This is a genomic window from Chitinophaga vietnamensis (genome assembly GCF_902167635.1).
In the GTDB taxonomy this organism is placed as follows: Bacteria; Bacteroidota; Bacteroidia; order Chitinophagales; family Chitinophagaceae; genus Chitinophaga; species Chitinophaga vietnamensis.
In genome coordinates, this window is the sequence record NZ_CABHMS010000003.1 from 654,632 (window position 1) to 667,239 (window position 12,608).

Consider the following 12,608-nt stretch of genomic DNA (forward strand, 5'->3'; position numbering starts at 1 on the left):
CGCCTGATGGAGCCACTACAGCCAGATCCGCAGCTGCTCAAGCAGCTGGTAACGATGCGCATGCCTTTCGGAAAATACGAGAACACTTTGCTGTGCGACCTGCCCGTGAGCTACCTGGAATGGTTCCAGCGTAAAGGCTTTCCGCAGGGCAAGCTGGGCATGTTGCTGGAAACGATGCTGGTCATTAAAATGAATGGGCTTGGCGGGCTGCTGGAGCCGCTGAAGCGGTAATTCGTATAGCCCTTGCTGTTATAGACGCCAAAAAAAGCTGCTGGCGGGTAGCCAGCAGCAATGCAGTAAAAGATATGGCGGAGCATAAATGTTCTAAAACCAGGTGGTCGCTTGTTCCTCTTCATTGGCAGGAGAGGTAGCGGCAGGCGAGGCGTCGGGTGTAGCCGTTTCTTCCGCGGTTGTTTCCTGCTTGGGCTGTGGCATCACATTTTTGCGGATGGCGCCTTCTACTACAGCTCCTTCTTCAATTTCGAGTATCATCGCGTTCACATCGCCTTTCACATAGGCTTTGGTAGTGATAAAGGCTTTATTGGTGATATAAACGTCGCCATAAACTTTTCCATGTACAAGGAGGTCCTGGGCATACACATGGCCGCGGATACTGGCATTCTCGCTGATCACGAGCTTGCCGGTCGTTTTCACGTCGCCGCGCACATGTCCGTCGATACGGCCGGAGATGGTGGCATCGATGCTGCCATTCACCGAAACGGCTTTAGGTAATCGGAAGGAGCCAGGGGCTATCAGGTTTCGGAATAAATGTCTGACGTTGATCACACAAACAAATTAGATAGTTACAGGATGAGGTGTGGCGGCGCCGGCATGTCCATCTTCTTCAAATATGGAGATGATAGAGCTGGCATTGCCGAGGTCCAGGCCTACGCTTCTTTGCGGCTTATTATCGGATATCCTTAACGAGTTATAAAGATAACCAACACTGATGAGTTTTTCCGGTTCGGGGGCTACTTCTACCGGGATAAAGTCGCGGAACTCTTCGGTGAAGGCGTCTGTCAGCTCGCGGTAGTGCGCGCCGCCGCCCATCAGGTATATCTTTTCACAAGTTTCAAAATCGAGGTCGGTGAAGTAGCTGCGCATCAGCGGGGATACTACTTCCTTGTAATATTGCGTGAGCACGCCTTTGCGCATATCGCGCAGGTCGATGCGTTTGCGGTTCGTGAAGATAGAGCCTTTCATGAACGCGTCATCTACCTGATGTTCGTTCTTCATTTCCAGGTAGTGTTTCTGGTTCAGCTCACGGGTCAGGTTGTTGATGGCGTAGCGGATGCCATGGGAGCTGAAGCAGGTACGGTGTACCAGCCCGTCGCCAGTGGCCATACCGCCTTCGATGGTGCCAAAGCCAAAGCTGATGGCGATGAAATTATCCAACTGCGGCGCGTTGATCGTCTTCTTCAAACCAATGATCCCACCTACGATCTCCGGGATGATCTCATATTTTTCAATATCAAACATCCCCTTCTTGAAAGAGCCTTTGGTATTGAAAGTCTGGGTATCATAATCCACCAGAAAATGTCTTTTGCTCAGGAACTGCTCTGCGGCGGTTTTGTAGATATTATAGGTAGAGAAGGGAAAACCCATGGTGATGCTCATCGGTTGCTGCACTTTGTCGAGCGTAGTGAGCAGGGCGGATTTGAACAATATCTCATAATCTTCTTCCGAAGGGGAAGCGTTAGTGATCCTGCCGGGATTGATGCCGCCTCTTTTGGCAAGATTGCCGACCAGGTACCAGGTGTCGTCTTTCTTGATTTTTAATCCGTTCAGCAAATCCTTACTGGAATTTTCTGTGTTCCCGAAGGCGGTCTCAAATACGCTGGGGAAGCCGGTTGTAGATACTTTCATAGTGTTTTGTTGATAATAACGAGTGATACGGATGTACGCCCATCGTGGTTTCCATCAGGATCGGTGTTCCGATAAAATTATGAAATAATAGGACAAATGGGGAAGACAATCGATGAATTTACGCTAAATTTAATACAGCCATCCTGAATTTCAAAATCAAGATAAGGGCTTGTTCATAATAAAAGGCCTTGGCCAGCGTTATATAATAGTCCCTCCATCCCTTGCCTGTGTTCACTTCTATCCGGCAAACACATGAAAGAATCGCGTTTATTGCTGCTGCTGCCGTTGTTCGCCTGCCATCCCGCGCAGAAGATCTACCAGGCGCCTGCCATGGGAGCGGAAACCAAATTTGATGAAGGGCTGCGCCCGGAGAAACATCCCAAATACCTCTGGGATAAAAAGATGATGAAAGACCTGGAAAAACAGGGCAGGGCAGAAGGTTATACGGCCACCAGGCGGCATACAGCGCCTACCATCCCGGTAAAAAAGAAAGATGATATACCCGCTGATTCCGTTGCACATAAGGGCGACAGCACCGCTATGCCCCTGCCGGATTCCGCGCAACATCCCTTGCCTGATACCGCACATCCTTCCGCTACGCGGCAATGACCGGTTAATTCCCTACATTTGATATCGTTTTACACCAAACCAACAGCACACTTTTAATACGTGTAAGCGTTCCCGTTAGGCGACGCTTTTATTTTTTATTTATGAAGAAGATACAAGGCATTATTATCCTCCTGCTGGCTGCCATACAGCAGGGATCGGCACAGACCACCTTGTATATGCCAACAAACATCAAACAGGCATACGACAAGGAGACACGCAGCTACAATGGCGCTCCGGGCAGCAAGTATTGGCAAAACAAGGCCGACTACGACATCCGCGTAGCCTTTGACCCTGTCAACAACCAGGTATCAGGCTCCGAGATCATCACCTATACGAACAATAGTCCCGACACACTCCGGGAAGTCAACTTCAAACTGTTTCCCAACCTGTTCCAGAAAGGCAGCACGCGCAACATGACCATCACGGCCGACGACCAGCACAACGGCGTCCTGATTAAAAACATGACGGTGAATGGCGCGCCCCGCACCGTGTCGGCAGTAGTCGGTACCAATATGCCGCTGGCCGTGCCCGACCTGTATCCTGGCCAGCAGCTGCGTTTCAGCCTCGACTTCTCCTACATCCTCAATGAAAATACGCATATCCGTACCGGCTCCGTCGACACCGGCGCATATTTCATTGCTTACTTCTTCCCGCGCATCGCCGTTTACGACGATTACAACGGGTGGGATCGCGTACCCTACAATGGCGTCACCGAATTTTACAATGATTTCTGCAATTTCAAAGTAGCCATCACCGTGCCAGGGGCTTACCAGGCCTGGGCTACCGGCGATCTCATGAATCCTTCGGAAGTGTATAACGATATCTACGTAAAACGTATAGCCGACGCCGTTAGCACCGACAGCATTACTGATATCGTAGATACCACCGACCTGAAAAAAGGGAACATCACCAAAAATAACCGAACCAATACCTGGCGCTTTGAAGCCGGCAACGTGACCGATTTCGCTTTCGCAATCAGCAATCATTACTGCTGGAAAGCGGCCGGCGTGGAAGTAGATCCTGCCACCAAACGCAGGACCCGCGTGGATGTGGCGTTCAACCCGCAGCACGCTGACTATTTCGATGTGATCCGTTACGCCCGCGGCACCGTAGCATCCATGAGCTACCGCTTCCCTAAATGGCCTTACCCTTACAGCCATGAAACAGTATTCGATGGCCTCGACCAGATGGAATACCCCATGATGGTGAACGACAATCCGCTGGCCAACAAAGCTGCAGCCATCGAGCTCACCGATCATGAGATCATGCATACCATGTTCCCGTTCTATATGGGCACCAACGAAACCCTCTATGCCTGGATGGATGAGGGCTGGGCCACCATCGGCGAATGGCTCATCTCACCAATGATCGACTCTACCATCATCGATGATTACGGCATGCTGCCCTACAATACGATCGCCGGCAGATCGCAGGACCTGCCCATCATGACGCCGTCCAACCAGCTCACAGACGCCTATATGGTCAATTCCTATCCCAAGCCCGCACTGGGATACCTCTACGTAAAAGACCTCCTTGGCGATGAGCTGTTCATGAAAGCGTTGCATTACTACATTGCACAATGGCATGGCAAACATCCGCAGCCCTACGATTTCTTCTATTGCATGAATACCGGCTCCGGCCACAACCTCGACTGGTTCTGGAAAAGCTGGTTCTTCGACAATGGCTATCCCGACCTCGGCATTGGCAAAGTATCACAGCAAGGCAAACTATGTAAAGTAGAAATACTGCGCAAAGGCAGCAAACCCGTACCTGTTGATCTCACCATCTACTTTTCCGACAGCACCACCATGAAACTACACAAAACCATCGCCTGCTGGGAAAAAGGCGAACAAGCCACCAGCTTCACTTTCAGCGCCGATAAAAAAATAGAGAAAGTAGTACTTGGCAGCACATGGATTGCAGATGTGAACAAAGCGGATAATTTACGGATTTATTGATTTACGGATTTACGGATTTGCAGGAAACTGAAGTATCCCTTAAATCAAGAAATCCGTAAATCCATAAATCCGTAAATCTAAAGCGTGTCATAATACAATCGATACTCCGTTTCATTACAGCCGCCTACGATGCCGACGCCGCCGGAGGTGTTGCTCCGGATCTGGATGGCCTGGATAAGGCTGTTGAGGCCGGGGTTGCGCTTCACTTTTTCGTAGGTGAGCAGGAAGTCGTAGTAGTCTCTTGAAACGGATTTAACGTACACGAGTACACGCCCTTTAGGTGCGATCTCTTCAGCGGGGCTGGAACTCAATGCCGTGGCGTTGATATAGAGGTTGGTGGAAAAAGTTCTTCCCATCCGGGAGAAGAGGATGTTGTTGTAGTTTTCATTAAGCCCGCCAACCTGGTTATTGTCGGCATTCTCGTCCTGTGTATAGCAAGGGATGCGCAGGTAGTCGTTGATGAATAGCGTGTCTTTATGCTGAGTGAAGCCTGGCTTGTCTTTCAGCTGATTGTAGAGATCGGGGTTCTCTGATTTGCGGTTGGTGACGCCATTATAGGTAAATACGGTATCGCCATACCCGGTTTGTTTGAGCGCTTCCATGGCGATGTATTGTGGTATGTTGCCGGGCGCCAGGGTGATGTTGAGATGAAAACGCAATACAGGCCGGCCGTTGAGCATGGTGCGGAAAGTATCTACCAGTTCCACTTTAATGGGTGGCGGTATGAAGGCGGTAGCGGTGCAGGAGCGCATACCGGGCACCATGGCCGTTACGCGATAGTATTTGCCTGCCTCCAGTTTTTGAACGCCGGCATATCTGCTCAGGTTGCTGGTGCTGTCTTTTACGAGGGAAAGTGTTTCCAGTGGCGTATTGCCGGTTCTGTTGGCAAGCAGCGTTACGTTGGCGTTCTCCACCAGTTCAAAGTTATTATCTACACCCGGGCCTACCGGTTTGGTTTTCCCTATTCTTACTTCCGGAGTATTGCCGGCTATCAGCTCGCTATACACCACTGTACGTGGTTTGCCGTTGTTGCCTGGTACGGGCAATTGCTGTTGACAGGCAGCAAAGACGAACAGGCCGAATGGCAATATTTTAATCAGGCGCTTCATGATCTAGAATTTGAAAGTATAACTCAGATATGGTAAAGTTTTGAACACACTATATTGATACAATGATATCGGGTAGGTGGCGTCTATGCTGTAAAAAGCAAACTGGTCGAAGCTCACGATGAAAGGATTGCTCCGGTCATAGACGTTATACACGCCGCCGCTGATCACATGCTGGAAGCGGCGGTTAATGCCCAGGTACACGTTGGTGCCGATATCCAGGTGGTGCACTGCCCGCAGGCGATAATTGTTCAGGCGCGCGATGGATGGCAGATAATTGGGCGGATAACCGGAGATCGGCGTATATCTTTCATCGAGATAACCATTGATATTACGGGACCAATCGTAGTCAGGATATATCTGCTGCGGCAGCGTGAAAGGCGCGCCGCTGGCGAATTTCCAGGTGGCGGAAACATTCCATTGCGGCGTGATGCGGTATTTAAGCGCCAGGGATATGGTATGCCGCCGGTCTTCTTTGTAAGGGAAGGAGCGGTTACCATTGAGGCGGTCAAACCTGCGCCAGGCCCATGCCAGCGTGTAAGAGAGCACGCCGGTAAGTTTGCCCTTCGTTTTTTCTACCAGCAATTCCGAACCATAATTATAGCCATGGCCGGCAATTACTTTCTTCTCCCAAAGGTCGGAGTTATCGAAAATATTGAGCACCGTGTTGGTGGTCACGATGTTGCTGAGTTCCTTGTAATACAGGTCCAGGTTGAATCGCCAGCTGCTGCCGAATTTCTTCTGGTAACCCAGGCTACCGGAGTATGACTGTTCCGGGAGTATGTTATCGGTGCTGGGCACCCAGAGGTCTGTGGGCAGGTTGATCACCGGTGTGGTCAGCTGGTGAACGAACTGTGTCATCTTCGCAAACGATACCTGCAGGTATTGTTCATGCGGTAATACCCAGCGGATCATCAGGCGCGGTTGTGCCGAGGCATAGAAGGAATGGGTTTGTGCCAGTGCCCCGAAATGCAGGCCTGGCCGCAGGATCAGGCGATCGTGCGCTATACGCATTTCATCTTCTATATAAGCGGAGAGCTCCGACATATAATACTTCGGCGCATCGCGTTTCTGCGCTTCGCCGGCGGCGATATTGGTGCGGTAGGCAGTTGGCGCAAAATTATGATAGGTATATCCGCCGCCGAAAGAGAGGCGATGGGTATTGTTGATGGTATATTCCGTTTCATTATTGATGGCGATATCGCGCACCCTTGATGTACCATTGCCTTTTACAAACAGCGAGTCGTTAAGGGTGAGGGGGATCAGTGATTTTTGAGAGAACTGATTGTAGAAACGGCTGTAAGTGGCGGTGGTATTGGTAAAGATGCGGGGATTGATCACCCTGGTCCATTTCAATGCAGCGGTGATGTTAGACCAGGCAAAGGTATAATCATCGAATAACTGGATCACGGGGTTCTCGCTGTTGATCGACATTTTATCCTGCCCTTTATAGAAGCTCGCATACAGCCGGTTCTTTTTGTCGATGATGTGGTTCAGTTTAAAGTTGACATCATAGAGATAATATTTGCCGTACTCTTTGAGGAAGTTGTTGCCATACAGTACGTCTACGAGGGAGCGGCGTGCGGAGAGCGACATGGCAGTCTTATCTTTCACGACAGGACCTTCGAGCACAGCGCTGACAGACACCGGGCTGATAGTGCTGCTGCCGTGCCATTCCTGCATGTTACCATCTTTCGTACGGATATCCACCACCGAGGAAAGGCGGCCACCATAGCGGGCCGGGAAGGCATCTTTATACAGCGATACATCTTTTACGGCGTCGCCGTTGAAGATGGAGAATAATCCGAAGAGATGGCCGGTATGATAGAGCGGCACGCCATCGAGGAGGTAGAGGTTCTGATCGGAGCCGCCGCCTCTGATGAGCAGGTTGCTGCTGCTTTCCAGGGAGCTGCCCGTGCCGGGATAAAGCTGCAATGATTTGATCACATCTTTCTCGCCCAGCAGTGCCGGGAAATTGGCTACATAGCCCATCGGCATGTTGATATAGCCGGCATGCAACGTAATGGAATCTTTATCGCTCTCGCTGCTGATCACTACTGTTTGCAGGAAGTTGCGGGCCGACATATGAATATCCAGCTGGCCTTCATCCGGCGGGGGAAGTGGCTGCAATACGGTTTCATAGCCTACGTGCGAAAAAACGATGCTGCTGCAGGTGTCAGGCACTTGCAGGCTGTAGAAGCCGTAAGCATTGCTGATCGTGCCTCTGCGGGTAACAGGATCGTAGATGGAAGCGCCGATGATGGCCTCATTACTGTTATCTTCCTTCACAAACCCGCTCACGATGTAGTATTGCGTTTGCGAGTTTTCGCGCAACAGGAATATCTTGTCGTTGATGGCGGCCGCCTGGATGCCGCTGCCTTGCAGGATGGTGTTGAGTACGGCGCCCGTGGTTCTTTCGTTGCCGTTGAGCTGTACTTTCTTGTTGAGGTGCAGGAAATTGGAGCTGTACGACACCGGGATGCCGGTGCTGCGTTGCATGTCCTGGATAAAGAAAAGGATGGTACCCTGTTTCCGCGGCGGAACGTAGCGTCTTGCCAACAGGCTGTCGTGGCGCTCCTGAGCCAGGAGGAGCACTTGCGGAATCAATAGCAGTAACAGTAAGAATGTGCAGGCGCGGTTTAAAAATCTATTGGCTGATGACGATGGTATCGCCTTCTTGTCTGTATTTAAACCCAAGCAATAGTTGTAATTCATGCAAAACCTCATCACAGGACTGGTCCTTGAAGCTGATGGTCGCTTTTTGCTGAGCCGCAGTTTCACGGTACGTATCTTCAATCCTGATAACTTTCCCGTAAAAATCGGCTAATTGTGGCAATATTTCAACTAGAGATTGATCATTAAACTGTAATATGCCTGTTTTCCAGGCGAGGAAGTTGAGATTATCGTTGTCTGTGGCGTATACGTCTTTGTCTGTAGATACGCCTTTGCGGCCGGTTTCGAGGATAACGTTGGAATCGTCTTTCTCTCTGCCCAGTTTCACTTTACCGGAGGCCACGATCACGATGGTGCCGCTGTCGCGGGTTTGAACGATAAAGGAAGTGCCGAGTACTTCTATGATAGAATGGTCAGGGGTTTTAACGAAGAAGGGGTGGCCGGGGTCCTGGGCGATGTCGAAGAAGGCGTCGCCTTTCAGTTCCACGATGCGTTGATTATTGAGATATTCATTTGTATAGCGGATGGTAGCGCCGGGGCGCAAAGTAACCTTGGATTTATCGGCCAGTACTACTTCTTTTATTTTACCGTCGGTGGCGCTCACTTCGTGCATGCCACGGGAGGGGCTGTTAGCCATCCACCAGGCGCCGGCGGAAAGGATCAGCAGCACGGCTGCCGCAGCGGCGTATTTGATCCACATGGATCTTACCTTGGGAGCAGCAGCGGGTTGCAGTGCCTGATTCACTTTTTGCCAGGCGGCTGCAGTATTGTATTGACGGGTAGGTAAGGCGGCCGGCACATCACGCCACAACTGCGCAAGTTTGGTATAGGTTTCCCTGTTGGCTGGATCAGCATTTAACCAGGTTTCCAGTGTCTGTGCTTCTTCCGGGGAAATCTGCGACGACAGTTGTTTCGCAATTATTTCGTGTATGTAGGTATCATTTTGGTCCATAATACAGTGTGCTCTGATTATTAAACGCGGGCAGCTGGCCTTACCCTCTATTATCTAATTGTTATTTTACAAATATTTTCAGTACTATCAATAATGCGGCGGGAAGTCCATACTGGCGCAGGTATTTGCGGAGCAGTTTCAGGGCGCGCCCCATATAGTTTTCCACCGTTTTAGCCGACAGCCCCATATCGTCCGCCGCCTGCTGGTGGGTCATGCCCTGCATGCGGCAACGGGTAAACACTTCATAACACTGAGGAGGCAGGTTGGCAATCGCCTCCCTTACCAATTGCTCATAATACGGTTTCACACGCTCACGCTCCTGTAGATCCGGCTCTTCGCTCGTATCCAGGGTCAGCTCAAAGGCCTTGCTGTTGGCATTTTCCACGGCTTTCTTCCGCAATACAGAAATGGAATTGTTACGCACCGCCCTGAAAAGATAGGCCTTGATATTGGGCATACCGATCATGTCCTGGTGCTTCTGCCATAATTTAATGAAGGTTTCCTGTACCACATCTTCGGCCGCTGCATCATCATTCAGAAAGCTGTATGCGTAGTTACACAACTCATTGTACAGCGAATGAAATAATTCATTATAGGCTTGGTAAGAAGGCGTTGTAATCATCTAACCTTCACAGAATTTTAAAATGAAATGAACCCTGCTAAAGTAGATATTTTTTTTCTCACAATAACAATAGGGGGCCATACATTTTTCTGCGTCTTATTATAACGCCAAGGCCTATATACTGATTCATATACCATCGAACCTATTTAGTTTTAGTCTGTGTTTTTTAAATTCAGCGGTTGCGCGAACTAGCAGCGTAACCGCTTTTTTCTTCCCCCATCTTTTTAATATCTTCTCCAATAATAATCCTATTTTGCCTGTTCTTTGCAATCCATTGCAAAGACGAGTATTTTAGGTCGATCTTTTAAAAACACAGCGACATGAACTGGAGGAATAAGGCCCTGGGCCTGATCATGGTAATGATGGCCACCATCGCCGCCGCGCAGCAACGGGCGCCCATCTACCGTAATGGCTGGATCGATTTCAACAAGAACGGCAGGAAAGATATTTTCGAAGACCCCACACAACCCGTAGACGCCCGCATCCAGGACCTGCTGTCGCAGATGACCCTCGATGAAAAGACCTGCCAGATGGCCACCCTCTATGGCTATGGCCGCGTATTGAAAGACGAAATGCCCACACCGGAATGGAAAAATAAAGTATGGAAAGATGGCATCGCCAATATAGACGAGGAATTGAACAGTCTTGCCAACAATAAAAAAGCCCAGACGGCATTTTCCTATCCTTTTAATAAACATGCCGCAGCCATCAACACGCTGCAACGCTGGTTCATAGAAGAAACGAGGCTGGGCATCCCGGTCGACTTCACCAACGAAGGTATTCATGGCCTGTGCCACGACCGCGCCACGCCGCTGTGCGCGCCGATCGGCATCGGCAGCACCTGGAACCGGCAGCTCGTGAGCCAGGCCGGCCACATCGTAGGCCGCGAAGCCAGGCTGCTCGGCTATACCAACGTATATACGCCCATCCTCGACCCCGCCCGCGATCCACGCTGGGGCAGGGTAGTAGAGTGCTACGGCGAAGATCCCTTCCTCATCGCGGAACTCGGCAAACAGATGGTGCTCGGCGTGCAAAGCGAAGGCGTAGCCTCCACCCTCAAGCATTATGCCGTATACAGCGTGCCCAAAGGCGGCCGTGATGGCGACGCCCGCACCGACCCGCATGTGGCTCCCCGCGAAATGCACCAGCTGTTCCTCTATCCCTTCCGCCGCGTGATACAGGAAGCGCACCCGCTGGGCGTGATGAGCAGCTATAACGACTGGGACGGCGTTCCGGTGAGCGGCAGCTACTATTTCCTCACCGAACTGCTGCGCCAGGCCTTCGGCTTCGAGGGCTATGTCGTGTCAGACAGTGAGGCGGTAGAATATATTTTTTCCAAACACCATGTGGCAACAGATTACAAAGATGCCGTGAGACAGGCCGTGGAAGCAGGTTTGAACGTACGCACCAATTTTACGCCGCCGGAAGATTTCATCCGGCCGCTCCGCGAACTGGTGCAGGAAAGCCGTCTCTCCATGAAAACGGTCGACAGTCGCGTAGCCGATGTGCTCCGCGTGAAATTCAAGCTGGGCCTCTTTGATCATCCCTATGTGGACGAGAAAGCGGCCGATAAAGGCGTACATACCGCCGCTGATGATACTTTCGCCTTGCAGCTCAACCGCGAATCGCTGGTGCTGCTAAAGAATGATCGCAACACCTTGCCCCTGGATAAAAAGAAAATCCGCCGCATCCTCGTAACAGGCCCGCTGGCGGCCAATGCCAGTTATGCCACGAGCCGTTACGGTCCTTCCAACAACCCTGTGATATCCGTGCTGGACGGCATCCGCCAGCTATATGGTAAAGACGTTGACATTACCTATGCGCAGGGCTGCGAAGTGGTAAACCCCGGCTGGCCCGGCACAGAGCTGATCCCCACACCGCTGGATTCCACCGAGCAATTACGTATAACCGACGCCGTTAGTAAGGCCCGCGAAGCTGATCTGGTGATAGCAGTAGTAGGAGAAGATGAAAAGCGCGTAGGGGAGAGCCTTTCGCGTACCAGTCTTGACCTGCCGGGCCGACAGCAGCAATTGCTCGAAGCCCTGCATGCCACCGGCAAGCCCGTAGTGGCGGTGCTGATCAATGGCCAGCCGCTCACCATCAACTGGGCGCAGCAAAACCTGCCGGCTATTCTTGAGGCCTGGTTCCCCGGCCCGCAGGGCGGCATCGCAGTGGCAGAAACACTTTTCGGCGATTACAATCCCGGTGGTAAACTGCCCGTCACTTTTCCGAAAACAAGCGGGCAACTCGAATATAATTTTCCTTATAAGCCGGGATCGCACGCCGGACAACCATCTTCAGGCAATAACGGTTACGGACGTACGAGCGTGAACGGCGCGCTGTATCCTTTTGGATATGGTCTTAGTTATACCACCTTCACTTACAGCAACCTGGTAGTTACGCCCTTGAAACAGGCCTCCCAGGGCGATTTTCACATCAGCGTGGATATCACTAACACGGGTACACGAAAAGGAGACGAGATCGTACAGCTCTACCTGCACGATGAGGTAAGCAGCGTTACCACCTACGTTTGGCAGCTGCGCGGCTTTGAGCGCATCACGTTGGCGCCCGGCGAAAAGAAGACCGTGCAATTTGTTTTGCATCCTGATGATCTCGCATTACTCGATCGTAACATGAACTGGACCGTAGAGCCAGGCGCCTTCCAGCTGGCCATAGGCGCCTCTTCCGAAGATATGAAGCTCAAACAAACCATAACAGTGATGTAAGAATGTGAGGATTTTTTGATGGGAGAATTTAGTGAGAAGATCGCAGCGGAGATCTTTAAGAAGGCAGCCCTTGAAGCGCTTTGAGCGCTTCAAGGG

10 protein-coding genes are annotated in these 12,608 nt (G+C 51.1%); 4 read left to right on the forward strand and 6 right to left on the reverse strand.

The features are described from left to right. Positions 1-6 precede the first annotated feature (6 nt). Positions 7-231, forward strand: a complete 225-nt coding sequence (locus FPG75_RS10760; protein ID WP_143306774.1) for a DUF3820 family protein — start codon at positions 7-9, stop codon at positions 229-231. Between the two features lie 93 nt (positions 232-324). Here FPG75_RS10760 and FPG75_RS10765 read toward each other — a convergent pair whose 3' ends face one another. Both FPG75_RS10765 and FPG75_RS10770 read right to left on the reverse strand, forming a co-directional pair. Next, positions 325-786: a bactofilin family protein gene (locus FPG75_RS10765; RefSeq protein WP_143306775.1), complete on the reverse strand. Its 462-nt coding sequence runs from the start codon at positions 784-786 to the stop codon at positions 325-327. 9 nt (positions 787-795) lie between these two features. Continuing rightward, entirely contained in the window at positions 796-1,866 is a 1,071-nt protein-coding gene (locus FPG75_RS10770; RefSeq protein ID WP_143306776.1) for a ParM/StbA family protein, read from the reverse strand. Positions 1,867-2,118: 252 nt separating this feature from the next. Between FPG75_RS10770 and FPG75_RS10775 the strand changes: the two genes are divergently transcribed. Further along, positions 2,119-2,475, forward strand: coding sequence for a hypothetical protein (locus tag FPG75_RS10775; protein WP_143306777.1), 357 nt, complete (start codon positions 2,119-2,121; stop codon positions 2,473-2,475). A 101-nt stretch (positions 2,476-2,576) separates the two neighbouring features. Beyond that, positions 2,577-4,433, forward strand: a complete 1,857-nt coding sequence (locus tag FPG75_RS10780; RefSeq protein ID WP_143306778.1) for a M1 family metallopeptidase — start codon at positions 2,577-2,579, stop codon at positions 4,431-4,433. Between the two features lie 77 nt (positions 4,434-4,510). Here the strand turns inward: FPG75_RS10780 and FPG75_RS10785 are convergent, their stop codons facing one another. The 4 genes from FPG75_RS10785 to FPG75_RS10800 all read right to left on the reverse strand — a co-directional run bounded on the left by FPG75_RS10785 (position 4,511) and on the right by FPG75_RS10800 (position 9,786). Continuing rightward, positions 4,511-5,542, reverse strand: a complete 1,032-nt coding sequence (locus FPG75_RS10785; protein WP_143306779.1) for a DUF4249 family protein — start codon at positions 5,540-5,542, stop codon at positions 4,511-4,513. A gap of 3 nt (positions 5,543-5,545) precedes the next feature. Beyond that, the gene (locus FPG75_RS10790; RefSeq protein WP_161596756.1) at positions 5,546-8,134 is read right to left on the reverse strand and encodes a TonB-dependent receptor; all 2,589 of its coding nucleotides are present in this window, start codon (positions 8,132-8,134) and stop codon (positions 5,546-5,548) included. A gap of 52 nt (positions 8,135-8,186) precedes the next feature. Then, a complete protein-coding gene (locus FPG75_RS10795; RefSeq protein ID WP_143306781.1) occupies positions 8,187-9,164 on the reverse strand; it encodes a FecR domain-containing protein in 978 nt (325 codons plus the stop codon). Positions 9,165-9,225: 61 nt separating this feature from the next. After that, a complete protein-coding gene (locus tag FPG75_RS10800) occupies positions 9,226-9,786 on the reverse strand; it encodes an RNA polymerase sigma-70 factor (protein WP_143306782.1) in 561 nt (186 codons plus the stop codon). 320 nt (positions 9,787-10,106) lie between these two features. Here FPG75_RS10800 and FPG75_RS10805 point away from each other — a divergent pair, with 320 nt between their 5' ends. Next, positions 10,107-12,512, forward strand: a complete 2,406-nt coding sequence (locus FPG75_RS10805; protein ID WP_143306783.1) for a glycoside hydrolase family 3 C-terminal domain-containing protein — start codon at positions 10,107-10,109, stop codon at positions 12,510-12,512. Positions 12,513-12,608: the final 96 nt, after the last annotated feature.

Excerpts from the sequence above, each read along its gene's own strand:
- FPG75_RS10770 (WP_143306776.1), bottom strand. The coding sequence starts at position 1,866 with ATGAAAGTATCTACAACCGGCTTCCCCAGCGTATTTGAGACCGCCTTC.
- FPG75_RS10800 (WP_143306782.1), bottom strand. The coding sequence starts at position 9,786 with ATGATTACAACGCCTTCTTACCAAGCCTATAATGAATTATTTCATTCG.
- FPG75_RS10795 (WP_143306781.1), bottom strand. The coding sequence starts at position 9,164 with ATGGACCAAAATGATACCTACATACACGAAATAATTGCGAAACAACTG.
- FPG75_RS10785 (WP_143306779.1), bottom strand. The coding sequence starts at position 5,542 with ATGAAGCGCCTGATTAAAATATTGCCATTCGGCCTGTTCGTCTTTGCT.
- FPG75_RS10780 (WP_143306778.1), top strand. The coding sequence starts at position 2,577 with ATGAAGAAGATACAAGGCATTATTATCCTCCTGCTGGCTGCCATACAG.
- FPG75_RS10775 (WP_143306777.1), top strand. The coding sequence starts at position 2,119 with ATGAAAGAATCGCGTTTATTGCTGCTGCTGCCGTTGTTCGCCTGCCAT.
- FPG75_RS10760 (WP_143306774.1), top strand. The coding sequence starts at position 7 with ATGGAGCCACTACAGCCAGATCCGCAGCTGCTCAAGCAGCTGGTAACG.
- FPG75_RS10805 (WP_143306783.1), top strand. The coding sequence starts at position 10,107 with ATGAACTGGAGGAATAAGGCCCTGGGCCTGATCATGGTAATGATGGCC.